The sequence below is a fragment of the Mycolicibacterium elephantis DSM 44368 genome (assembly GCF_004014805.1).
Lineage (GTDB): Bacteria > Actinomycetota > Actinomycetes > Mycobacteriales > Mycobacteriaceae > Mycobacterium > Mycobacterium elephantis.
On sequence record NZ_ATDN01000009.1, the window covers coordinates 120,970 to 142,183 of the forward strand.

At 68.2% G+C, this 21,214-nt stretch carries 21 protein-coding genes; 10 read left to right on the plus strand and 11 right to left on the minus strand.

From position 1 onward, the window contains the following. Positions 1 to 22 precede the first annotated feature (22 nt). Complete coding sequence (locus tag MELE44368_RS08240) at positions 23 to 844, plus strand: sulfurtransferase (protein WP_241566521.1); 822 nt, start codon at positions 23 to 25, stop codon at positions 842 to 844. Here MELE44368_RS08240 and MELE44368_RS08245 read toward each other — a convergent pair. The 3 genes from MELE44368_RS08245 to MELE44368_RS08255 are packed head-to-tail and all read right to left on the minus strand — an operon-like array spanning position 841 to position 3,427. Continuing rightward, on the minus strand, positions 841 to 1,707 hold the full coding sequence (locus MELE44368_RS08245; RefSeq protein WP_046752945.1) for a metal ABC transporter permease: 867 nt from the start codon (positions 1,705 to 1,707) through the stop codon (positions 841 to 843). The two genes, MELE44368_RS08240 and MELE44368_RS08245, sit on opposite strands and share 4 nt — an antisense overlap. Then, positions 1,700 to 2,512 carry a metal ABC transporter ATP-binding protein gene (locus MELE44368_RS08250; protein WP_128108055.1) on the minus strand — a complete coding sequence of 271 codons (813 nt, stop codon included), beginning with the start codon at positions 2,510 to 2,512 and terminating at the stop codon, positions 1,700 to 1,702. The genes MELE44368_RS08245 and MELE44368_RS08250 overlap by 8 nt, the downstream gene beginning before the upstream one ends. Before the next feature lie 3 nt (positions 2,513 to 2,515). After that, positions 2,516 to 3,427: a metal ABC transporter solute-binding protein, Zn/Mn family gene (locus tag MELE44368_RS08255; protein ID WP_128108056.1), complete on the minus strand. Its 912-nt coding sequence runs from the start codon at positions 3,425 to 3,427 to the stop codon at positions 2,516 to 2,518. A gap of 102 nt (positions 3,428 to 3,529) precedes the next feature. On the opposite strand from MELE44368_RS08255, the gene MELE44368_RS08260 reads away from it, so the two are divergent. After that, positions 3,530 to 4,630 carry an Rv3575c family transcriptional regulator gene (locus MELE44368_RS08260; protein ID WP_128108057.1) on the plus strand — a complete coding sequence of 367 codons (1,101 nt, stop codon included), beginning with the start codon at positions 3,530 to 3,532 and terminating at the stop codon, positions 4,628 to 4,630. Here the strand turns inward: MELE44368_RS08260 and MELE44368_RS08265 are convergent. The 3 genes from MELE44368_RS08265 to kstR all read right to left on the minus strand — a co-directional run bounded on the left by MELE44368_RS08265 (position 4,627) and on the right by kstR (position 7,130). After that, the gene (locus tag MELE44368_RS08265; RefSeq protein WP_128108058.1) at positions 4,627 to 5,565 is read right to left on the minus strand and encodes an aminoglycoside phosphotransferase/kinase family protein; all 939 of its coding nucleotides are present in this window, start codon (positions 5,563 to 5,565) and stop codon (positions 4,627 to 4,629) included. The genes MELE44368_RS08260 and MELE44368_RS08265 overlap by 4 nt on opposite strands. A 75-nt stretch (positions 5,566 to 5,640) precedes the next feature. Then, positions 5,641 to 6,447, minus strand: coding sequence for a trehalose-phosphatase (gene otsB, locus MELE44368_RS08270; protein WP_128108059.1), 807 nt, complete (start codon positions 6,445 to 6,447; stop codon positions 5,641 to 5,643). Positions 6,448 to 6,449: 2 nt separating this feature from the next. Next, entirely contained in the window at positions 6,450 to 7,130 is a 681-nt protein-coding gene (gene kstR / locus MELE44368_RS08275) for a cholesterol catabolism transcriptional regulator KstR (RefSeq protein ID WP_128108060.1), read from the minus strand. A 202-nt stretch (positions 7,131 to 7,332) separates the two neighbouring features. On the opposite strand from kstR, the gene MELE44368_RS08280 reads away from it, so the two are divergent. Next, positions 7,333 to 9,480, plus strand: a complete 2,148-nt coding sequence (locus MELE44368_RS08280) for an acyl-CoA dehydrogenase family protein (RefSeq protein WP_128108061.1) — start codon at positions 7,333 to 7,335, stop codon at positions 9,478 to 9,480. 111 nt (positions 9,481 to 9,591) lie between these two features. Here MELE44368_RS08280 and MELE44368_RS08285 read toward each other — a convergent pair whose 3' ends face one another. After that, a complete protein-coding gene (locus MELE44368_RS08285; RefSeq protein WP_128108062.1) occupies positions 9,592 to 10,137 on the minus strand; it encodes a hypothetical protein in 546 nt (181 codons plus the stop codon). A gap of 37 nt (positions 10,138 to 10,174) precedes the next feature. Then, positions 10,175 to 11,242 (minus strand): ferredoxin--NADP reductase, encoded by a 1,068-nt coding sequence (locus MELE44368_RS08290; RefSeq protein ID WP_128108063.1) that lies wholly within the window; start codon positions 11,240 to 11,242, stop codon positions 10,175 to 10,177. Between the two features lie 188 nt (positions 11,243 to 11,430). Between MELE44368_RS08290 and hsaA the strand changes: the two genes are divergently transcribed. Genes hsaA through hsaB form a run of 4 tightly spaced genes read left to right on the plus strand, consistent with a single transcriptional unit; the run spans position 11,431 to position 14,979 of the window. Further along, entirely contained in the window at positions 11,431 to 12,615 is a 1,185-nt protein-coding gene (hsaA, locus tag MELE44368_RS08295; RefSeq protein WP_128108064.1) for a 3-hydroxy-9,10-secoandrosta-1,3,5(10)-triene-9,17-dione monooxygenase oxygenase subunit, read from the plus strand. Beyond that, on the plus strand, positions 12,615 to 13,514 hold the full coding sequence (gene hsaD, locus MELE44368_RS08300; RefSeq protein WP_128108065.1) for a 4,5:9,10-diseco-3-hydroxy-5,9,17-trioxoandrosta-1(10),2-diene-4-oate hydrolase: 900 nt from the start codon (positions 12,615 to 12,617) through the stop codon (positions 13,512 to 13,514). Before hsaA ends, hsaD begins: the two co-directional genes overlap by 1 nt. Beyond that, positions 13,511 to 14,413, plus strand: coding sequence for an iron-dependent extradiol dioxygenase HsaC (hsaC, locus tag MELE44368_RS08305; RefSeq protein ID WP_128108066.1), 903 nt, complete (start codon positions 13,511 to 13,513; stop codon positions 14,411 to 14,413). The genes hsaD and hsaC overlap by 4 nt, the downstream gene beginning before the upstream one ends. Then, positions 14,413 to 14,979, plus strand: a complete 567-nt coding sequence (gene hsaB / locus MELE44368_RS08310; RefSeq protein ID WP_128108067.1) for a 3-hydroxy-9,10-secoandrosta-1,3,5(10)-triene-9,17-dione monooxygenase reductase subunit — start codon at positions 14,413 to 14,415, stop codon at positions 14,977 to 14,979. The genes hsaC and hsaB overlap by 1 nt, the downstream gene beginning before the upstream one ends. Here the strand turns inward: hsaB and MELE44368_RS08315 are convergent. Genes MELE44368_RS08315 through MELE44368_RS08325 form a run of 3 tightly spaced genes read right to left on the minus strand, consistent with a single transcriptional unit; the run spans position 14,976 to position 16,965 of the window. Next, positions 14,976 to 15,227: a fibronectin-binding protein gene (locus MELE44368_RS08315; RefSeq protein WP_241566522.1), complete on the minus strand. Its 252-nt coding sequence runs from the start codon at positions 15,225 to 15,227 to the stop codon at positions 14,976 to 14,978. The genes hsaB and MELE44368_RS08315 overlap by 4 nt on opposite strands. Positions 15,228 to 15,231: 4 nt before the next feature. After that, complete coding sequence (locus MELE44368_RS08320) at positions 15,232 to 16,005, minus strand: alpha/beta fold hydrolase (protein ID WP_128108068.1); 774 nt, start codon at positions 16,003 to 16,005, stop codon at positions 15,232 to 15,234. Between the two features lie 48 nt (positions 16,006 to 16,053). After that, entirely contained in the window at positions 16,054 to 16,965 is a 912-nt protein-coding gene (locus MELE44368_RS08325) for a LysR family transcriptional regulator (RefSeq protein WP_206613718.1), read from the minus strand. Between the two features lie 112 nt (positions 16,966 to 17,077). Here MELE44368_RS08325 and MELE44368_RS08330 point away from each other — a divergent pair, with 112 nt between their 5' ends. Genes MELE44368_RS08330 through MELE44368_RS08340 form a run of 3 tightly spaced genes read left to right on the plus strand, consistent with a single transcriptional unit; the run spans position 17,078 to position 21,098 of the window. After that, complete coding sequence (locus MELE44368_RS08330) at positions 17,078 to 18,454, plus strand: MFS transporter (protein ID WP_128108070.1); 1,377 nt, start codon at positions 17,078 to 17,080, stop codon at positions 18,452 to 18,454. Further along, a complete protein-coding gene (locus tag MELE44368_RS08335) occupies positions 18,451 to 19,197 on the plus strand; it encodes a 3-hydroxybutyrate dehydrogenase (RefSeq protein WP_128108071.1) in 747 nt (248 codons plus the stop codon). The genes MELE44368_RS08330 and MELE44368_RS08335 overlap by 4 nt, the downstream gene beginning before the upstream one ends. Beyond that, the gene (locus tag MELE44368_RS08340) at positions 19,194 to 21,098 is read left to right on the plus strand and encodes an acetoacetate--CoA ligase (RefSeq protein ID WP_164890059.1); all 1,905 of its coding nucleotides are present in this window, start codon (positions 19,194 to 19,196) and stop codon (positions 21,096 to 21,098) included. The genes MELE44368_RS08335 and MELE44368_RS08340 overlap by 4 nt, the downstream gene beginning before the upstream one ends. The last annotated feature ends 116 nt before the right edge of the window (positions 21,099 to 21,214 follow it).

The following is a 21,214-nucleotide window of genomic DNA, read 5'->3' on the forward strand; positions in this document are numbered from 1 at the left end:
GCTTAGGTGGCACGATCGTCGGGTGACCCGTGAGCATGTGCTGATCAGCGCGCGCACGCTCGCCCAGCGCCTCGACGCAGGCGAGCGGCCGACGATCCTCGACGTCCGTTGGCAGTTGGACGAACCCGACGGCCGCGCCGCCTACGAGCGCGGCCACATCCCCGGCGCCGTCTACGTGTCGCTGGAAGACGAGTTGTCCGATCACGCGGTGGCCGGGCAGGGCCGCCATCCGTTGCCTTCGGGCCGATCCGTCGAGGCCGCGGCGCGACGCTGGGGCGTGCGGGCCGAGACGCCGGTGGTGGTGTACGACGACTGGAACCGGGCCGGTTCGGCGCGGGCGTGGTGGGTGCTGACCGCGGCGGGCATCGCCGACGTGCGCATCCTCGACGGCGGCCTCGCGGCGTGGACGGCGGCAGGCGGCGCGCTGGAAACCGGCGTCGCCACACCCGAACCTGGCGACGTCACCGTCGCACATGACGACCTGTACTTCGGGGCACGCCGCGCGCTGACCGCCGAGCAGGCGGCCGGCGTGCCGCTCCTGGACGCGCGGGCGCCCGAGCGGTTCCGCGGCGAGGTCGAGCCCATTGACCCTGTCGCGGGCCATATCCCGGGGGCGCGCAACCTGCCGAGCACCAGCGTGCTGGCCGCCGACGGCACCTTCCTGTCTGACACGCAACTCGTCCAGCTGGCCGGCGACGACGCGGTCGGCGCGTACTGCGGATCGGGAATCACCGCGTCGGTGGTCGTCGCCGCGCTGGCCGCGGCAGGTCGCGACATCGCGCTGTACCCCGGCTCGTGGTCGCAATGGTGCACTGACCCAACGCGTCCCGTCGAACGCGGCTAGCCGGCCGCCGGTGTGCGGGTGCGGCGGCCCACCACCCAGCACACCAGGAAGATGGCGAACGAGATGATGGTGACGAACACCGACACCGGTACGCCTGGCGCGAGGGACAGCAGAATGCCGCCCACCGCGGAGATCTCGGCGAAGATCACCGATGCCGCGATGGTCGCGCCGGGCGAGGCGAACACCCGTGCCGCGGCGGCCGCGGGGGTGATCAACAGCGACATCACCAGCAGGGCGCCGACGATCTGCACACCCTGCGCGGCGGTGACCCCGACCAGCGCGGCGAACACGATTCCCAACGCGCGCACCGGAACTCCGCGACCAGCGGCCACTTCGGGGTCGACAGTCGCGAACAGCAGCGGCCGGTAGGCCACCAGCAGCACGGCGACCACGGCCACCGACACCGCGGCCAACAGCGTCAGCCCCGAGTAGCCCACGCCGACGATCTGGCCCGTCAGCAACGCGAAGCTGGTGCCGGTGCGGCCCGGGTACAGGTGGATGAACAGCACCGCGAGACCGAGGCCGAACGCGAGCACCACCCCGATCGCCGAATCCCGTTCACGGGCACGCTGTCCCAAGAAACCGAACAGCACGGCGGCCAGCGCGCACCCGACCAGCGCCCCGACGCCGACGTTGAAGCCCGCCAGCAGCGCGAAAGCCGCTCCGGTCAGTGACAACTCGCTGGACCCGTGCACCGCGAACGACATCTGCCGCATCACGATGAACGGGCCGATCAGCCCCGACACCAGCGCCAGCAACGCGGCGGCGAGCAACGCCTGCTGAACGAAGTCGCGGTGCAACAGGTCCGCGGTCACCTCGAAGGACAGCAGGTTGTTCAGCAGATCGCGGAGCCGGTCAGTCATGGACGTGTCCGCTCGCGTGGCCGGAGTGGTCGATGTGCTCGCCGAGGACTACGTAGCGGTCGCCCACCTTCACCACGTCGATGTCGGCACGGTACAACTCCGACAGCGTGGCCGAGGTCATCACCTCCTCCACGGTGCCGATGCGGAATCGACCGCCGACCAGGTAGAGCACCCTATCCACGTACGGCACAACGGGATTGACCTCATGCGTGACGAAAAGTACGGCGGTGTCGGCCTCGCGCCTTCTGGCGTCGATCAGCCTCGACACCAACCGGGCGTTGGCGGGGTCGAGGTTGAGCAACGGTTCGTCGCACAGCAGCAGTACCGGATCGGTGGTCAGCGCCTGGGCGATCCGCAGCCGCTGTAGCTCCCCGCCGGACATCACGCCGACCGGCACCCGGGCCAGCGTCTGCCCGTTGACCTGCTCGAGGGCCCGTTCGACCGCAGCGTGTTTGGCGGCCCGGTCCCGCAGCGTCGTGATGCCCCAGCGGTGCCCGTCGTATCCGAGCCCGACGAGATCGCGTCCCCGTAACGACAACCCCTGATCGACGGATCGGTGCTGAGGCACGTAACCGATTCGGTCGCTGCCCTTTTCGACCGTGCTGCCGCAGACAGTCACCGCCCCGGCCGTCAGTGGCAGCTGACCCAGCAACACCTTGAGCAGCGACGTCTTTCCGGTGCCGTTGGGGCCGAGGACGGCGAGGAATTCACCGGCGCGCACCGTGAGGTCGAGCTGATCCCACAGCACGCGGTCGCCGAACGCCAGGCGGGCGCCGGTGAGTTCGGCGACGACGTCCACAACCACAGATTATCGGCCCGCCTCGGCCGCCGTACCCAGCTCGCCGGCCAGCTGTTCGGCGGTCTGACGCTGCCAACTCAGGTAGTCGGTGCCCTCGGGAAGGGTCTCGGTGACCGTGACGACGGGAACCCCTGCGCGCGTCGCCGCCTCGCGCAGCTGCTTGGTCACGCCGGTTTCGGTCTGCGGATTGGACAGCAGCGCCGAGACTTCGCGGTTCTCGATCAGGTCCAGCATCTCCGCCAGGTCGGCCGGGGAGGGGTCGGCGTCTTCTTCGACCGCGTTGCTGAACCCCGCGGGGGTCTTGTCGGTGATGCCTGCGTTGGCGAGCAGGTAATGGGCGACGGGTTCGGTCGCCACCACCGCCGCTTCGGGGTGGGCCTGTGCGATGGCCCGCTCGGTCGCCAGGATCTCGTCGGCGCCGGCGCCGAACGCGGCGGCGTTGGCGCGGTAGGCGTCGGCGTGGTCGGGGTCGACCTCGGCCAGTCGGTCGGCGATCTGCGCGGCGACGGCCTTGGCGGTCGCGGGGTCGTAGGAGACGTGTTCGTTCGCGGACGCCTGCGGGTCGGGGCGCAGGGAGTACGCGTCGACGACCACCACGTCGGGTTGGTTGGCCAGCACGTCCTGCACCCACTGGTCGTAGCCGCCGCCGTTGTGGACCACCAGCGACGCGTCGGTGATCGCGGCGGCATCGGCGGGGGTGGCCTGGAATGAGTGCGGATCGGCGACGGTGCCGCTGACGATGGAGGTGACCGACGCGTGGTCGCCGACGACGGCGTCGGCGACGCTGCCCCACACGTCGGTGGAGGCCACGACGGTCACGGCGCTTTCGTGCTCATGGGGCGACGCGCTTTGCTGCTGGGTGCATCCGGCCAGCCCGGCCACCACCGCGACCGCCGCGAAGGCGACCAACCCTGCACGCATGTGCGACTCCCTGATGGATTCAGATAACAATGAAAACCGTTTCCAAAAACTCTAATGCACAGTAGCCCGGAACGCGCAAGTCGATGGGCTAACGTCCAGAACATGTCGAGGAGTCCCACGCCCAGGCGGCGTGCGACCCTGGCCTCACTCGCGGCCGAACTCAAGGTGTCGCGGACGACGATCTCCAACGCCTACAACCGCCCCGACCAGCTGTCGGCCGACCTTCGGGAACGCGTGCTCGCAACGGCCAAGCGGATGGGCTACCCCGGGCCGGACCCGGTGGCCCGCTCGTTGCGGACCCGCAAGGCCGGCGCCGTCGGCCTGATGATCACCGAACCGCTCAACTACTCGTTCAGCGATCCCGCCGCGCTGGACTTCGTCGCCGGGCTCGCCGAGTCCTGCGAGGAGGCCGGACAGGGGCTGTTGTTGGTGGCGATCGGCCCGAACCGCACCGTCGGCGACGGGTCGGCGGCGGTGCTGGCCGCAGGTGTCGACGGCTTCGTGGTGTATTCGGCCTCCGACGACGACCCGTACCTTCCCGTCGTGCAGCAACGGCATCTGCCCGTGGTGGTGGTGGACCAGCCCAAGGATGTCCCCGGTCTGTCGCGGGTCGGCATCGACGACCGAGACGCGATGCGTCGGCTCGCCGAATACGTGGTGGGCCTTGGTCATACCGAGATCGCGTTGTTGACGATGCGGCTGGACCGGGACTGGCCGCACCCCGGATCACGGCCGACAGTCGCGGACCCGGAGCGGCTTGGTATGCCGCACTTTCACGTCCAACGGGAGCGGATCCAGGGCGTGTACGACGCGATGACCGCGGCCGGACTGGACCCCGCGTCGCTGACGGTGGTGGAGAGCTACGAGCACCTGCCGACGTCGGGCGGTGCGGCCGCGGAGGTGGCGCTGGAGGCCAACCCGCGGGTGACCGCGCTGATGTGCACGGCCGATGTGCTGGCGCTGTCGGCGATGGACTACCTGCGCGCCAAGGGCGTCTACGTGCCGGGGCAGATGACGGTGACCGGCTTCGACGGGGTGCCCGAGGCCCTGCGGCGGGGCTTGACGACCGTGGCGCAGCCCAGCATCGAGAAGGGACGTCGTGCCGGGCAGTTGCTGCACCGCCCGCCGCGGTCGGGCCTGCCGGTCGTCGAGATGCTCGACACCGAGGTGGTGCGCGGTCGCACCAGCGCTCCGCCCGCCTAAAGTTCGTGCAGTTCCGGGGTGGTGCGCAGCGTCTCGATCATCGGCGCCACGGCGTCCTGCAGCGGCGGCAGTTCCGGCGCCATCGCCAGGGCGGCGACGACGGCCAACCGGGCCGCCGTCTCGGTGACCCGAAACACCCGTTGGTCCACTGGACGCAACCCGAGCGCGACGGCTGCCGCGTTGTAGGTCGCGATGTCGCCGGGCCCGAGCAGCGCCAGATCGGATTCGACTGCGCCCACAGTGACCATCTCGAAGTCCGACCACAGTTCGCCGCGGCTCGTGGTGAGCATGTTGTAGTAGGGCGCATCGCCGTGGATGACCTGTAACCCGACACCGGGAAAATAGGATTCGAATGCTGCGCGCGACGTGAGCACCGGCGCGATCACCGCCCATTCTCGTTGTGCGCGAGCAAGATCCGACGCCGGAAGTAGATCGTCGCGGCCCTGCAGTGCGACCAGTCCGTCGGGGATGTGGCCGAAGGGCGCCCAGAAACGGAGTTCGCCGCCGTCGTAGTCGCGCAGCGCCGCGTGCAGCCGGGCGGTCTGCTCTACGCGCTCGGGCATGTTCGGTTCCGCGTCGGACACCTGTTCGACGAACTGCCAGAACGTCATCGAAAAGCCTTCTCGGCGAACGGGTTGAGCGCTGACGAGCGGGCTGGGCGGAACCACCGGGTGACCGCGGTCGGCGAGCCAGCCGGCCACCGCGAGTTCGGCGCGCTGCTGGGCGGCTTGGGCGTCAGGAGATTCCTTGTACGACGGCGGCAGCACGGTCGGCACCCGAACCACCACCGGTGACGGCGCCAGGTGCACGACGACGGAGAACATGTCGTGCAACACGCGAGCGTTGTCGACTTGTAGTCCCAACTCGGCGCCGGCCGCGGCCGCAGCCGCCACCGCCCGCGCGGTACGTGCGGAGATCTCGTCAGGGGTGAGCATCCCCGCCAGTATCGCGACGCGCCCGCAACCCGTCGACCGGTTTTCCCCGCGGCGAGATCGACGAAATGGTGGGTGTTACTCGAACTTTCCCGCCCGTTTGTCCCTTTGGGCGCTAGCGGCGCCAGCGCCGCGGCGGCGGGCCTCGAGGAGGTACTGCAGCGCTTCGGCGACGTCCTCCGGCGCATCGACGCGATACTGAGCCAGCGACTCGCCGGGCCCGACCTTGACCGTGACATCAGCGTCGCCCCGCAGCCGCCGAAACGCCTTCTCGTCGGTGACGTCGTCGCCGAAAAACACCACCGCCGAAGCGTTTTCCTGCTCGCGCAGGACATCGAGCGCCAGCCCCTTGTCGGTCTGGATCACCGCGAACTCCAGCACCGCCTTGCCCTCGGTGAGTTGCACGTCCCAGGCCTCTGCGGCCGCGCGCGCCTTCGTCAGCGCCGCCTCCCCGTCGGCCGCCGACGCGTTGCGCACGTGCAGCGCGACGCTGGCCGGTTTGGTCTCGACGGTGACACCGGGGTGATCGGCGGCGATCGCCCGCAGTTCGGCGGTGATGCGGTCCAGCAGTTCGCGGTCGATGTCGTTTGTGAAACCGGACGTGAACTCCGCGCCGTGGCTGCCCACCAGGTGCAATCGCGGCGGCGGCTCCGGAAACCCCGACAGTGAGCGCAGCACTTCCAGCGCCCGACCGGAGATCAACGCGGCCGCGGTGTCGGGCAGCTCGGCGAGTTGGCCAAGGGCTTCGGCGGCCGCCGCCAGCGGGCGGGCGTCGGCGGGGTTGGCGACGATCGGTGCCATGGTGCCGTCGAAGTCGGATGCGACCAGCAGTCGCGGCGCCGCGGCGACCGAGGTGAGCGCACGCTGCAGATCGGCCGGAAGCACCCCTAGATCTTAGGGTGCTCGCCGTCGCCGATGAGCAGTCGCACGGCGAGGTCGAGACGCTTGCTGACGTCGGTCGCCGACGCGCGTCGGGTCAGCCAGGCCAGCAGGTTGGACAGCCACACATCCGAGATGACCCTCGCGATGTGGTACTGGTCCTCGGTGGGTTCGCCGTCGGCCATGGCGCGCGCGAACATCGAGTCCATCAGCTTGCCGACGTGATCGACCTCCCCGGCGGCCGACGCGTCGGCGAACACGAACGCCCGTGTCATCGCCTCGGTCAACAGCGGGTTGCGCTGCATCGCCCGGTTGAGTTTGCTCACCATCAGGTTCAGCCGCTGATACGGCGTGCCGCCGGACATCGCCGCGCGGTCGGTCTTGGCGTCGATGCGCTCGAACTCCCGACCCAGCGCCGAGACCAGCAGGTGCACCTTCGACGGGAAGTAGCGGTAGAGCGTGCCGACCGCGACGTCGGCGCGTTCGGCGACCGCGCGCATCTGAACCGCCTCGTAACCGCCTTTGGAGGCGATGGCCAGGGTGGCGTCGAGGATGCGCTTGCGGCGCTCCCGCTGGGCTTCTGAACCGAGTTCGGACTCGGCGAGCACTGCCACGTTCATCACCTGCCGCGGCCGCGAACCCGACCCTGCATCCGAGTCGGTTCGTGCGGGCTGCGGCGGGCCGGACATGCGGTAGTTGGCTCCCTCATCTTGATCTTGCGCGTTCGGCAAAAACGATACGCATGCCGATCCTCATTTTCTCACTTCAGTGCCGCGATGGCACCGACGTGTCCTGCTGTAATGGCGGTCGACTTGACGGTCGACCACTGGCACTATTAGAACACGTTCTAGTGAGGAGCACCGCCTTCTCGCCCAATCGCTAGGAGTCTCGGTGTCGGTGTCGTCCAAACAGCCCGTTGTTGACGAGCAGCTTGCCGCACGTGAACTGGTCCGAAGCTGGGCTGCGGGGTCGGGCGCCATCGAGGCCGCGCGCGACGTCGAACGCGGCAACGCCGACGCCTGGCGACCGGTGTACGACCGTCTGGCCCAGCTAGGGATATTCGGCGTGGCGCTCTCGGAGGAACACGGCGGCGCCGACGGAACGGTCGAGGACTTGTGCGCGATGGTCGACGAGGCCGCCGCTGCCTTGGTGCCCGGACCTGTCGCGACCACGGCATTGGCCACCCTGGTGGCCGAACGCCCGGATGTGCTGCAGGCGCTGGCCTCCGGCGAGCGGGTCGCCGGGGTCGCGCTGTCGGCCGACCTGACTTTCGACGACGGCCGGGTGTCGGGCACCGCAGAGTACGTATTGGGCGCCGACGCCTCCGGGGTTCTGGTGTTGCCGGCAGGGGAGACGTTCGTTCTGGTCGACGCCACCGCACAGGAGGTGTCGGTCGAACCGCTGAAGGCCACGGACTTCTCCCGGCCGCTCGCGCGGGTCGTGCTGGACTCGGCCCCGGCCGAGGCGCTGACCGTTTCCCGCCAACGCGTCACGGACCTGGCCGCCACGGTGCTGGCCGCCGAGGCCGCCGGATTGGCGCGTTGGACGCTGCAGACCGCGACCGAGTACGCGAAGGTGCGTGAGCAGTTCGGCAAGCCGATCGGCAGTTTTCAGGCCGTCAAGCACATGTGCGCTGAGATGCTGCTGCGTTCCGAACAGGCGTCGGTGGCGGCGCGGGACGCCGCACGGGCCGCCGTGGCCGACTCCGAGGGGCAACAGCTGTCGGTGGCCGCCGCGGTGGCCGCGGCCGCGGGCATCGACGCGGCCAAGGCCAACGCGAAGGACTGCATCCAGGTGCTCGGCGGCATCGGTATCACCTGGGAGCACGACGCGCACCTGTATCTGCGTCGCGCCTACGGCATCGCGCATTTCCTGGGCGGTGCGCAGCGTTGGCTGCGGCGCGTCACCGAGCTCACCCAGCAGGGGGTGCGCCGCGAGCTGGACATCGACCTGGATTCGGTCGCCCATCTACAGCCCGAAATCGCTTCCGCGGTAGCCGAAATAGCGAAGCTTCCCGTCGAGAAGCGACAGGTCGCGCTGGCCGAGGCGGGCCTTCAGGCGCCGCACTGGCCGCGCCCTTACGGGCGGGAGGCCGGTCCCGCCGAGCAGCTGCTGATCGATCGGGAACTCGCGGCGGCCGGCGTCGCACGTCCCGATCTGGTGATCGGATGGTGGGCCGTGCCAACCATTCTCGAGCACGGCAGTCCCGAGCAGATCGAGCGGTTCGTGCCTCCGACGCTTCGCGGTGAGCTGATCTGGTGCCAGCTCTTCAGCGAGCCGGGTGCCGGCTCGGACCTGGCCGCGTTGCGTACGAAGGCCGTTCGGGTCGACGGCGCGACCGCGAGCGGCGCCAAAGGCTCCGGATGGAAGCTGACCGGTCAGAAGGTGTGGACCTCTGCGGCGCAGAAGGCGCACTGGGGCGTCTGCTTGGCCCGTACCGACCCTGACGCGCCGAAACACAAGGGCATCACCTACTTCCTTGTCGATATGACATCGCCGGGCATCGTCATCCGGCCGCTGCGCGAGATCACCGGCGACGAGCTGTTCAACGAGGTGTTCTTCGACGAGGTCTTCGTCCCCGACGAGATGGTCGTGGGCAACGTGAACGACGGCTGGCGACTGGCCCGCACGACGTTGGCCAACGAGCGGGTCGCGATGGCGCACGGCACCGCGTTGGACAACCCGATGGAGGAGCTGCTCACGACGGTGGCGACGCTGAAACTCGATGCCGCCGAGCAGGACCGGCTCGGGGAGCTCATCGTCGCGGCTCAGGTGGGCGCGCTGCTGGACCAGCGGATCGCCGAGCTCGCGGTGGGTGGTCAGGATCAGGGCCCGCAGGCCAGCACGCGCAAGCTGATCGGTGTGCGCTACCGGCAAGCGCTCGCCGAGTTGCGGATGGAGCTCTCCGAAGGCGGCGGCGTCGTGGAGAACGACACCGTCCACGGCTTCCTCAACACGCGTTGCCTGACCATCGCCGGTGGCACGGAGCAGATTCTGCTCACCCTCGCCGGGGAGCGACTGCTGGGCCTGCCTCGCTAGTTCGTTGCTAGTTCGTCCCGCCGAGCAGACGCGAACTCCCCTGGTTCGCAGCCGAATTGGGCGATTTCGCGTCTGCTCGCGGAGAGGGTCGCTCGGGGCCGGGAGGCGAGGTCAGCTGAAGGCGGCCTGCGCGCAGGCGTCCGGCGAGGTGAGGTTCACGCCCGCGTAGACCACCTGGATGTGTGCGCAGACGATCAGCGGCACGTCGGTGCGCGGTGTGCCGGTGCGCGCGTCCACCGGCCAGGTCTGCCCGTGAAAACGGAACTTCTCCGGTGGTCCACCGCCGAAGTAGATGGTGGTGAACTCCATGTCGGTCAGCGACTTGAACATCCGGGTGTTGGGCGCGTCGGACTTCGCATCCACATAGACCGTGCGATCCATCGTGCGCAACGTCGTGGTCTGGCGTGCCCACAGGTCGCCGGGGAAACCGATGATGCCTTGCGGTGTGCGTAGATGGGCGCGGGTGTCGAAGAAGCATGTGCCTTCGGCCGCAATGCAATTGGCGCTGACTTCCATCTCCAGCGAGGTCGCGGCATCGACGGGTATCGATGCGGTGGCGGTGTCGACCGCTGCCGTCGACGTCGGGACGGGTGCGACGAGCGCGAGCGCCAACCATGCCGCCGGGACCGCCCCGAGCATGCCGCGCAACCGCTTCACGATTCTCCTTTCGGTGCGGCGAATGCTAGCCCGCCGGCTACTCGTCGTAGGTGAGTTCCACCGAATCCGACCGCGGCTTGGCCTGGCAGCCCAGGATCAGGCCCTCGTCGAGGTCGGACTGCTCGAGCACGTCGTTGACCTCCATTTCGACCTCACCGCTCTTCTTGAGCACCGCGCAGGCGCCGCAATGACCTTCGCGGCAGGAGAACGGTGCGTCAAGGCCCTTGTCCAGCAGCACGTCGAGCAGCTTGGCGTTGCGTGGCCAGGTGATCTCGTGCTTCTCACCGTCGAGCGTGACGATCGCGGTGGCCGGGCCCTCGGCGCTGTCGTCGTCCTCTGAGTAGTCGACGACCACCGCTTTGAACGGGTCGGACTCCAGCGACTTGAACACCTCGATGTGGATCCGACCGTCGTCGGCGCCGGCGTTCTTGAGCGCCTCCTCGGCCGCGGCCATGAACGGTGCGGGCCCACAGATGTAGGTGTCGTGGGCTTTGTACGGGGCGACCAGGCCTGCGAGCGCCGACGCGGTCGGCAGCCCCTGCACGCTGACCAGCCAGTGCACGACGGTGAGCCGGTCGGGATACTTGGCCACCAACTCGCGCAGCACCTTGCCGAAGATGACCGAGTTCTCGTCCTCGTTCGCATAGATCAGGACCACCCGGCCACCGCCCTCGGCCAACGCGGACTTACAGATGGACAGCATCGGCGTGATCCCGCTGCCCGCGGCCAGCAGCAGGAAGTCGCTGTCGAGTGTCTTGGGCACGAAGGTGCCCGAGGGGGCGAGCACGTGGATCTTCATGCCGGCGTGGGCGTGGTCGCACAACCAGTTGGACGCATAGCCGTCCGCGGTGCGTTTGACGGTCACCGTCATCGGGTCATCGGTGAAAGGCGAGCTGCACAGCGAGTAGCAGCGCGCCACCGAGCCGGTGCGCTCGCTCGGCACCCGCAGCGTCAGGAACTGCCCGGGCGCGTAGCGCAACCGCTCGGCGGGAATCTCGGATCCGTCGGGAACCCGGAACACCAGCGACCGCGCGTCGGCGGTCTCCTCGACCACCTCGCCCACTTCGAGCTCGAGCACGTGGCTACCGAGCGGCTCATCGGTCACGACGCTCTACCCTTCTCAGGCTCAAAACTGCCCATAACTAGAACAGGTTACAGAAATGCATGTGTGCAGGTCCAGCCTGCTGATGACCCCCCGTACTCGACATGAATCGTAACGTGTTCTAATCTCTTTCTAGCGGTCTGGTCTCGCGCAAACGCCCAACGCCAGGTCCTTACCTCGGGAGGTAACCAGTGACATCCATTGAACAGCGTGACGTGGAGGCCGTCCTAGCCGGCATCGACGACCTGCTGCCGTTGATCACCAAGCGCGCTCAGCAGACCGAAGACCTGCGTCGGCTACCCGACGAGACGGTCGACGAGCTCGACGAGCTCGGCTTCTTCAAGCTGCTGCAGCCCGAGCAGTGGGGCGGCACGCAGTGCGACCCGACGCTGTTCTTCGAGGCGGTGCGCCGGCTGGCCAGCGCCTGCGGCTCCACCGGCTGGGTCGCATCGATCATCGGCGTGCACAACTGGCACCTCTCGTTGTTCGACCAGAAGGCCCAGGAGGATGTCTGGGGCGACGACCCCAGCGTCCGGGTCTCATCGTCGTACGCGCCGATGGGGGCGGGCACCGTGGTCGACGGCGGCTACATCGTCAACGGGTCGTGGAACTGGTCCTCTGGCTGTGACCACGCGACGTGGACGTTCGTCGGCGGCCCGGTGATCAAGGACGGCAAGCCCGTCGACTTCGGCAGCTTCCTGATCCCGCGCACCGAGTACGAGATCGACGACGTGTGGCATGTCGTCGGGCTCAAGGGCACCGGCAGCAACACGCTCAAGGTCAAGGACGTGTTCGTGCCGCGGCACCGCTTCCTGTCCTACAAGGCGATGAACGACCACACCGCGGGCGGCCTGCAGACCAACACCGCGCCGGTGTACAAGATGCCCTGGGGCACAATGCATCCGACCACCATCTCGGCACCGATCGTCGGCATGGCCTACGGTGCCTACGCCGCGCACGTCGAGCATCAGGGCAAGCGGGTGCGCGCGGCGTTCGCCGGGGAGAAGGCCAAGGACGATCCGTTCGCCAAGATCCGCATCGCGGAGGCGGCCAGCGACATCGACGCCGCGTGGCGCCAGTTGATCGGCAACGTCGGCGAGGAGTACGAGCTGCTGAAGGCGGGCCGGGCGATCCCGTTCGAGTTGCGCGCCCGCGCCCGCCGCGACCAGGTGCGGGCGACCGGGCGCGCGATCGCCTCGATCGACCGGCTCTTCGAGGCCTCCGGTGCTACCGCGCTGAACCTCGACGCCCCGGTGCAGCGGTTCTGGCGAGACGCGCACGCCGGCCGGGTGCACGCGGCCAACGACCCGGAACGGGCGTACCTGATTTTCGGAAACAACGAGTTCGGTCTGCCGCCGCAGGACACGATGGTCTGATGACTTCGTTCGCGGCCGAAGCTGCCCAGCAGCAGGAGATCACGTTCGAGTCGACATCGCGCTTCGCCGACGTGCGCGGCAAGGGTCGGCCCATGCGGCTGCACTACCACGAAGCCGGCGTCGGTAACGAGCAGACGGTGGTGCTGCTGCACGGCGGCGGGCCCGGTGCGTCGAGCTGGTCGAACTTCGGGCGCAACATCGCCGTGCTCGCCAAGCACTTCCACGTGCTGGCCGTCGATCAGCCCGGCTACGGTCACTCCGACAAGCACACCGAACACGAGCAGTACAACCGCTACAGCGCCACCGCGCTGCTGGATCTGTTCGACAACCTCGGGATTGAACGTGCTGCGCTGGTGGGTAATTCGCTCGGCGGCGGCACCGCGGTGCGGTTCGCGCTCGACAACCCCAAGCGTGCGGGCCGGCTGGTGCTGATGGGCCCAGGCGGGCTGAGCGTGAACCTGTTCTCACCCGACCCCACCGAGGGGGTCAAACTGCTCGGCAAGTTCACCGCGGAGCCCACGCGCGAGAACATGGAGAAGTTCCTGCGCATCATGGTCTACGACCAGAGCCTGATCACTCCGGAGCTGATCGACGAACGCTTCGCGATCGCCAGCCAGCCGGAGTCGCTGGCGGCCGCACGCGCGATGGGTAAGTCCTTCGCCGGCGCGGACTTCGAGCTCGGCATGATGTGGCGCGAGGTGTACAAGCTGCGTCAGCGGGTACTGCTCATCTGGGGTCGTGAGGACCGCGTCAACCCGCTGGACGGCGCGTTGGTCGCCCTCAAACAGATTCCGCGGGTGCAGTTGCACGTCTTCGGGCAGTGCGGACACTGGGCCCAGCTGGAGAAGTTCGACGAGTTCAACAAGCTCACAGTGGATTTTCTAGGAGGCGGATCATGAGCATCCGGTCACTGGGCTATCTGCGGATCGAGGCCACCGACGTCGCCGCATGGCGCGAGTACGGGCTGAAGGTACTCGGCATGGTCGAGGGCAGCGGCCAGGTGGAGGGGGCTCTCTACCTGCGGATGGACGACTTCCCCGCGCGGCTGGTCATCGTTCCCGGCGAACACGACCGGCTACAGAGCTCGGGCTGGGAAGCCGCGAACGCCGCAGGGCTGCAGGAGATCCGCAACCGCCTCGACGTGGAAGGCACCCCGTACAAGGAGGCCACCGCCGCCCAGCTCGCGGACCGCCGTGTCGACGAGATGATCATCTTCGACGACCCGTCCGGCAACACGCTGGAGGTGTTCCACGGCGCCGCGCTCGAGCACCGCCGCGTCGTCAGCCCCTACGGCCACAGGTTCGTCACCGAAGGGCAGGGCCTCGGACACGTGGTGCTGACCACCCGCGACGACGCGGAGTCACTGCACTTCTACCGTGACGTGCTCGGGTTCAAGCTGCGCGACTCGATGCGGTTGCCGCCGCAACTGGTCGGTCGGCCCGCCGACGGGCCACCCGCCTGGCTGCGCTTCTTCGGCGTCAACCCGCGCCATCACAGCCTCGCCTTCATGCCCGGCGAAACCCCAAGCGGCATCGTGCATCTGATGGTCGAGGTGGAGAACAGCGACGACGTGGGCCTGTGCCTGGACCGGGCGCTGCGGCGTAAGGTGCCGATGTCGGCGACGCTGGGTCGGCACGTCAACGACAAGATGCTGTCGTTCTACATGAAGACCCCGGGCGGCTTCGACGTCGAATTCGGTTGCGAAGGCCTGCAAGTCGACGACAAGGACTGGATCGCCAGGGAGAGCACCGCGGTCAGCCTGTGGGGTCACGACTTCAGCATCGGTTTCAAGAACTAGTGTCCGCAGAGACGTTGGACCCGTGCACCTTCCGCAGTGTGCTCGGTCAGTTCTGCACGGGGATCACCGTGATCACCACCATGCACGAGGACACGCCGGTCGGATTCGCCTGCCAGTCGTTCGCGGCGTTGTCGCTAGACCCTCCGCTGGTGTTGTTCTGCCCGACCAAGATGTCGCGGTCGTGGCAGGCGATCGAGGCCAGCGGTCGGTTCTGCGTGAACGTGCTGCACGAGAACCAGAAGGACGTCTCGGCGACCTTCGGCTCCAAAGAGCCCGACAAGTTCGCCGGAATCGACTGGCATCTCTCCGAACTCGGCTCACCGGTGATCAAGGGCACGCTGGCCCACATCGACTGTTCGGTGCACTCGGTGCACGACGGTGGCGATCATTACGTGGTGTTCGGGGCCGTGCACTCGCTGTCGGACGCCCCGCACCGCACGGCGCGGCCGTTGCTGTTCTACCGGGGCCAGTACACCGGCATCGAGCCCGACAAGACCACGCCGGCGCAGTGGCGCGACGACCTGGAGGCGTTTCTCACCGCCACCACCGACGACACCTGGCTCTAAATACAGCCCGCGGCACACGGGTCCGCAACGGGCAGCGACTCGGGCGGTGGCGCGCTCGGGTCCGCCGGCGGCAGCTGCTCGGTCAGGTCGACGTCGTGGTCGAGGTTCGGCGCCATCGGAATCACGTTGCACAGGAAGCTCAGCGCCAACTCGCACGGCGGAGGTCCGGGCTGCGCACCGGCGGGAGCCGCCGACAGCGCCGCTGCCGCGGCCATGGCCGCCGCGGTGATCAGCGCCTTGGTGTACACCGGCTCACTGTAACGCCTGTTCGCGGAGGAAGTCGATGACCGTCGCGGCCGCCTCGGCGTGCATGGTCTCGTTGAGGACGTCGTGGCGCGCGCCGGGGAACTCCGCGATACGCAGCGCCTCGATCTGCTCGGCGTACGCGCGGACCGGCCCGATCGGCGCGATCGGATCGTTGACGCCGTGCAGCGCCAACGTCGGCACCGCGAGCTTGGGAAGTTCGGAACCGAACCTGTCCCACGCCCAGTCGAGCTCCCGTGTCAGCGTCGCCCCGTCGGCGTCGAGGAAGGCCAGCGGGTCGTTCTCCAATGAGTCGAGATAGAAGGGGTCTGAGGAGAGCCACCCCGGATCGAGTTCCACAAAAGTGTCGCTGTCGAGCATGTCGGGGATCGGCACCAGCGGTGCACCGGAGACGACGCCGGCCCGAAAGCGTTCGGGCTGGTTCAGCAGGCGGAACAATGTGACGACCGACCCGAACGAGTGGCCCTGCGCGATCACCGGCAGCCCGGGCCGGTGCTTCTCGGCCAGCTCGGTCAACGCGTCGGCCAGCGCGGAGCTGTCCTGAATCGAACCGAAGTCGCCCCGCGGGCCCGGACTGAGGCCGTGGCCGAACTGGTCCACCGCCCACAGGTCGATGCCCGCCGCGTTCAGCGCGAAACCGTAACGGTGGTAGAGCCCGGTGTGCTCACCGAAGCCGTGCAGAAAAACCACGACGGCACGAGGCTCGGCGGCGGCCCAGTGGCGGTAGTAGGCCCGGCCCTTCGGATGGTCGATGAACGGCATGGACTGACTGCAGCAAGTCTCGCGCTGAAGCGCAAGCCCCTGCGGTGGTCAACCTCGGCCGAGCAGGACGTCGTGGTTCTCGGCCATCTGCGTGCGGATGGCGTCGACGACGGCCGCGACCTCGGGCCTGCGTAGCGTCTCGGCCCGGGTGACGAGCCAGTAGGTCAACCGGACGGCCACCTGGTCCGGCAGGACCCGGATGAGGTCGTCATGGCGGTCGGCCATGAAGCACGGCAACAGGCCAAGCCCGGCGGAGGCCCTCGTCGCCTCGACGTGCACGAAAACGTTTGTGGACGTGACCGATTCACGCATGTCGGGGGCAAAACTGGTGGCGACGTCGAGGTCGTCGACCTGCAGCATGGCGTCGATGAAGTAGACCAGCGGGAAGCGGGACAGGTCGGCGATACTCGTCGGAGTGCCGTGCTTGCGCAGGTACTTCCGTGCCCCGTAGAGGCCGAGGCAGTAGTCGCCGAGCCGAATCGCCTTGGCACGGTGCACCTTCGGTTCGCCGACCACCACCTCGACATCCAACCCGGAGCGCTGCTGGGTGGCCGGGCGGGTGGTGGCGACGATCTCGACGGCGATCTTGGGGTGCTCGCGCTGTACCCGGGCCGCGGCGGGCGCGGCGATGTAGGCCGAGAAGCCGTCGGTGGCCGAGATCCGCACGACGCCTTCCAGCGCGCGGTCGCCACCGCTGTCGACGCTCAGCGACCGCACGGCGGATTCGACCACCTCGGCCGCCGACAACGCCTCGCGGCCGAGGTCGGTCAGCTCCCACCCGCCCGCGCCCCGGGTCAACACCCGCCCGCCGATCGACTGCTCGAGTGCGGCGATGCGCCGAGAAATCGTGGTGTGGTTGAGCCCGAGTTCCTCGGCTGCGGTGGTGTATCGGCCGGAGCGGCCGACGGCCAGCAGCACCAGCAGGTCGTCGGCACTCGGATGTCCCGTCGTCGCCGTCATGATGTGCATTTTTGCAGATCGGCACTGCAGGTTTGGCTATTGCGGGGGAACGAACCTGCATGAATACTCACAGCCGGGTCTGTGCCCACAGTCACAACCAGAGGAGCGCCGGATGAGCATCACGGACGAACCGAAGCCGCAGCCCGGCGGGGCCGGCCCGATCCCGACTGGGCTGAAACGGGTGGTGGTCGCCTCGATGGCCGGCACCGTCGTCGAGTGGTACGAGTTCTTCCTGTACGCGACCGCGGCCACGCTGGTCTTCAACAAGGTGTTCTTCGCCGAGGGCACCAGCGAGGCCAGCGGGCTCATCGCCGCGCTGCTGACCTACGCGGTCGGGTTCGTCGCGCGCCCCCTCGGCGGGGTGGTGTTCGGACATTTCGGCGACAAGTACGGCCGCAAGAAACTGCTCCAGTTCGCGATCCTGCTCGTCGGCGCCGTCACCTTCCTGATGGGGTGCCTGCCGACCTACGCGCAGATCGGGGTGTGGGCGCCGATCCTTCTCGTCGTCCTGCGGTTCCTTCAGGGCTTCGCGGTCGGCGGCGAGTGGGGCGGCGCGGTGCTGCTGGTCGCCGAGCACAGCCCGACCGACAAGCGCGCGTTCTGGGCCAGTTGGCCGCAGGCCGCGGTGCCCGTCGGCAACATGCTCGCCACCGTCGTGCTGCTGATCCTGACCCAGGCACTGTCGGAGGCGTCCTTCTTGTCATGGGGCTGGCGAATCGCGTTCTGGCTGTCGGCGGTCGTGGTGGGGATCGGCTACTACATCCGCACCAAGGTCTCCGACGCCCCGATCTTCGTCGCCGCACAACAGGAGGTCGAGCGCGCCAAGGCGGTGTCCTACGGCGTGGTCGAGGTGTTGAAGCGTTATCCCCGTGGGGTTTTCACGGCGATGGGGCTGCGCTTCGCCGAAAACATCATGTACTACCTTGTGGTCACGTTCTCGATCGTCTACCTCAAGACCCACGTCCACGCGGACACCAGCGACATTCTGTGGTGGCTGTTGGCCGCCCATGCGGTGCACTTCGTGGTCATCCCGCAGGTGGGACGGTTGGCCGACCGCTTCGGGCGCCGACCGGTGTACATCGTCGGCGCCATCGCCGCGGGCTGCTGGGGCTTCTTCGCGTTCCCGATGATGAACAGCGCCAACTACCTGCTGATCATGGGCGCGATCGTCGCCGGCCTGGTGATCCACGCGTTGATGTACGCGCCGCAGCCGGCGCTCATGGCCGAGATGTTCCCCACCCGCATGCGGTACTCCGGTGTCTCCCTGGGATATCAGGTCACCGCGATCATCGCCGGTTCGCTGGCGCCCGCGATCGCGACGTGGCTGCTGGACAGGTTCGGCTCCGCGGTACCGATCGCCCTGTATCTGGCGGGCGCGGCGGCGATCACCCTGGTGGCCGCGCTCGTCTCAAGGGAAACCAACGGAATCGACCTCGAGACCGTCGATCAGGCCGACCGCGACGCCTTGGCGAAAGCGGGTCGGTTATGACCGATTTGGACGGCCGTACCGCGCTGGTCACCGGCGCCGCGAGTGGAATCGGTGCAGCCTGCGCCCGTGAACTCGCTGCCCGCGGGGCGCAGGTCACCGTCGCCGACGTCGACGCTGACGGCGCGCAGACCGTCGCGGACGAGATCGGCGGAAAGCCCTGGGCCGTAGACCTTTCCGCGGTCGACGCCCTCGAAGACCTGCGGCTGCAAACGGACGTCCTGGTCAACAACGCCGGGGTGCAGTACGTCAGCCCGATCGAGGACTTTCCGCCCGAGCGCTTCCGGTTCATCCTGGCGCTCATGGTCGAGGCGCCGTTTCTGCTGATCCGCGCGGCGTTGCCGCACATGTACGGCCAGAAGTTCGGCCGGATCATCAACATCTCGTCGGTGCACGGACTGCGGGCATCGGAGTACAAGAGCGGCTACGTGACAGCCAAACACGGGCTGGAGGGCCTCTCGAAAGTGACTGCCCTGGAAGGCGGCTCACGCAACGTCACCAGCAACTGTGTCGATCCGGGCTACGTGCGCACGCCGTTGGTCACCAAGCAGATCGCCGACCAGGCGCGTCGCCACGATGTTCCCGAAGATAAGGTGGTGGAGGAGATTCTTCTGAAGGAGAGCGCGATCAAGCGGCTGGTCGAACCGGAAGACGTTGCGTCGCTGGTGGGTTGGCTTGCCTCCCCCGCCGCGGCGATGGTGACGGGCGCGTCCTACACCATGGATGGCGGCTGGAGCGCCCGATGACCGAGACCGTGATGGCACAGTGGACGCCGACCGAGGAAGACATCGCGGCGGCGCGGGTCACCGACTTCGCCCGGTTCGTGAAGACCCGCACCGGCACGCTCCACGAGGATTACCGGTCGCTGTGGCAGTGGTCGGTCGACGACCCGGCCGCGTTCTGGGCGGCGTTGTGGGACTACTTCGAACTCGGCGACCGACCGGAGGTGGTGCTGGCCGCCGAGACCATGCCCGGTGCGCGGTGGTTTCCCGGTGCCAGGCTGAACTACGTCGACCAGGTGATCCGTAACGCGCGCACCGACCGCCCAGCGGTGCTGTACGTGACCGAGGACGGTTCGATCACCGAAGTGAGCTGGGCCGAACTTCTGGGCCGCACCGCGGCTTTCGCGCAACGGCTGCGCGAGCTAGGCGTGACCGCCGGTGACCGGGTGGTCGGGTATCTGCCGAACATTCCCGAAGCGATCATCGCGTTCCTGGCCACCGCCAGCGTCGGCGCGATCTGGAGTGCCTGCGGGCAGGACTACTCGGCCAAGGCCGCGTTGGACCGGCTCGGTCAGCTCGAGCCGACCGTATTGGTGACCGCCGACGGATACCACTTCGGCGGGAAGTTCCACGACAAGAGCGCCGATATCGCGGCCATGCAGGCCGGCCTGCCATCGCTGCGGGCCACCGTGATGGCAAGTGAGCTGAACAGCTCGACCGACGCGGACAAGCTGACCACCACCGCGGTGGACTTCGATCATCCGCTGTGGATTCTGTTCTCCTCGGGGACCACCGGGCTGCCGAAAGGCATCGTGCACGGCCATGGCGGGGTCGTGCTGGAACACCTGAAAGCCACTGCGCTGCAGTGTGATCTGGGCCCAGACGACACGTTCTTCTGGTACACCAGCCCGAGCTGGATGATGTGGAACTTCCTGGTCGCCGGCCTGCTGGTGGGGACAACCATCGTCTGCTACGCGGGCAGCCCGAATTCGCCGCGCCCGGACGGGCTGTGGGAGATCGCCGCGCGGGTGCGGGCCACCCTTCTGGGCACCAGCCCCGGCTACGTGCTCGGCTGCGCGAAGGCGGGTGCGGTGCCCCGCACGGACCACGACCTCTCGGCGCTGCGCAGCGTCGGCATCACGGGATCGTCACTGCCGCCGTCGACGTCATTGTGGTTGCGCGACAACGTCGGCGAGCACGTCCAGGTGTCCTCGATCAGCGGCGGCACCGACGTGGTTTCGGCGTTCATCGGCGGGGTTCGCACGGTGCCGGTCTGGCCGGGGGAGTTGTCCGCGCCGTACCTCGGCTGTGCGCTGGACGCCTGGGACGAGTCGGGCAACCCGGTGCGCGGCGAGGTCGGCGAGCTGGTGATCACCAAGCCGATGCCGTCGATGCCTGTCGGCTTCTGGAACGATCCCGACGGATCGCGTTACCGCAGCGCGTATTTCGATATGTTTCCCGGCGTGTGGCGGCACGGCGACTGGATCACGATCACCGAGCGCGGCAGCATCATCGTGCACGGCAGGTCGGACTCCACGCTGAACCGGCACGGCATCCGGATGGGCAGCGCCGACATCTACCAGGTGGTCGAGCGGATTCCGGAGGTCGCCGAGGCGTTGGTGATCGGGGTCGAACAGCCCGACGGCGGATACTGGATGCCGCTGTTCGTGGTGCTGGCCGACGGCGCCGAACTCAGCGACGAGTTGCGCGACCGCATCAAGACCGCGATCCGCACCGAGGTGTCGCCGCGGCATGTCCCCGACGAGATCATCGCTGCCCCCGGGGTGCCGCATACCCGCACCGGCAAGAAGCTCGAGGTGCCGATCAAGAAGCTGTTCGGCGGCGCCGACCCGGCGAAGGTGGTCGAGCGCAGCGCCGTCGACGACCCGGCACTGCTGGACTGGTACGCGGACCTCAAGCGCTGACTCGGTTGCCACGCGCCTCTGGGCGCGTGGCGCGTCCTGTCGGTGGGGCGGGGTAGTGTCGCACATATGTTCGAAGTGGTGTCGGATGCGGAGCTCATCGACTACATGGGTGAGGA

What these genes read in the sequence shown, in the direction of transcription:
- MELE44368_RS08245 (WP_046752945.1), bottom strand. Translation starts at nt 1,707, where the DNA reads ATGACTGACCGGCTCCGCGATCTGCTGAACAACCTGCTGTCCTTCGAG.
- MELE44368_RS08255 (WP_128108056.1), bottom strand. Translation starts at nt 3,427, where the DNA reads ATGCGTGCAGGGTTGGTCGCCTTCGCGGCGGTCGCGGTGGTGGCCGGG.
- MELE44368_RS08260 (WP_128108057.1), top strand. Translation starts at nt 3,530, where the DNA reads ATGTCGAGGAGTCCCACGCCCAGGCGGCGTGCGACCCTGGCCTCACTC.
- MELE44368_RS08265 (WP_128108058.1), bottom strand. Translation starts at nt 5,565, where the DNA reads ATGCTCACCCCTGACGAGATCTCCGCACGTACCGCGCGGGCGGTGGCG.
- kstR (WP_128108060.1), bottom strand. Translation starts at nt 7,130, where the DNA reads ATGTCCGGCCCGCCGCAGCCCGCACGAACCGACTCGGATGCAGGGTCG.
- hsaD (WP_128108065.1), top strand. Translation starts at nt 12,615, where the DNA reads ATGACTTCGTTCGCGGCCGAAGCTGCCCAGCAGCAGGAGATCACGTTC.
- hsaC (WP_128108066.1), top strand. Translation starts at nt 13,511, where the DNA reads ATGAGCATCCGGTCACTGGGCTATCTGCGGATCGAGGCCACCGACGTC.
- MELE44368_RS08320 (WP_128108068.1), bottom strand. Translation starts at nt 16,005, where the DNA reads ATGCCGTTCATCGACCATCCGAAGGGCCGGGCCTACTACCGCCACTGG.
- MELE44368_RS08325 (WP_206613718.1), bottom strand. Translation starts at nt 16,965, where the DNA reads ATGACGGCGACGACGGGACATCCGAGTGCCGACGACCTGCTGGTGCTG.
- MELE44368_RS08330 (WP_128108070.1), top strand. Translation starts at nt 17,078, where the DNA reads ATGAGCATCACGGACGAACCGAAGCCGCAGCCCGGCGGGGCCGGCCCG.
- MELE44368_RS08335 (WP_128108071.1), top strand. Translation starts at nt 18,451, where the DNA reads ATGACCGATTTGGACGGCCGTACCGCGCTGGTCACCGGCGCCGCGAGT.
- MELE44368_RS08340 (WP_164890059.1), top strand. Translation starts at nt 19,194, where the DNA reads ATGACCGAGACCGTGATGGCACAGTGGACGCCGACCGAGGAAGACATC.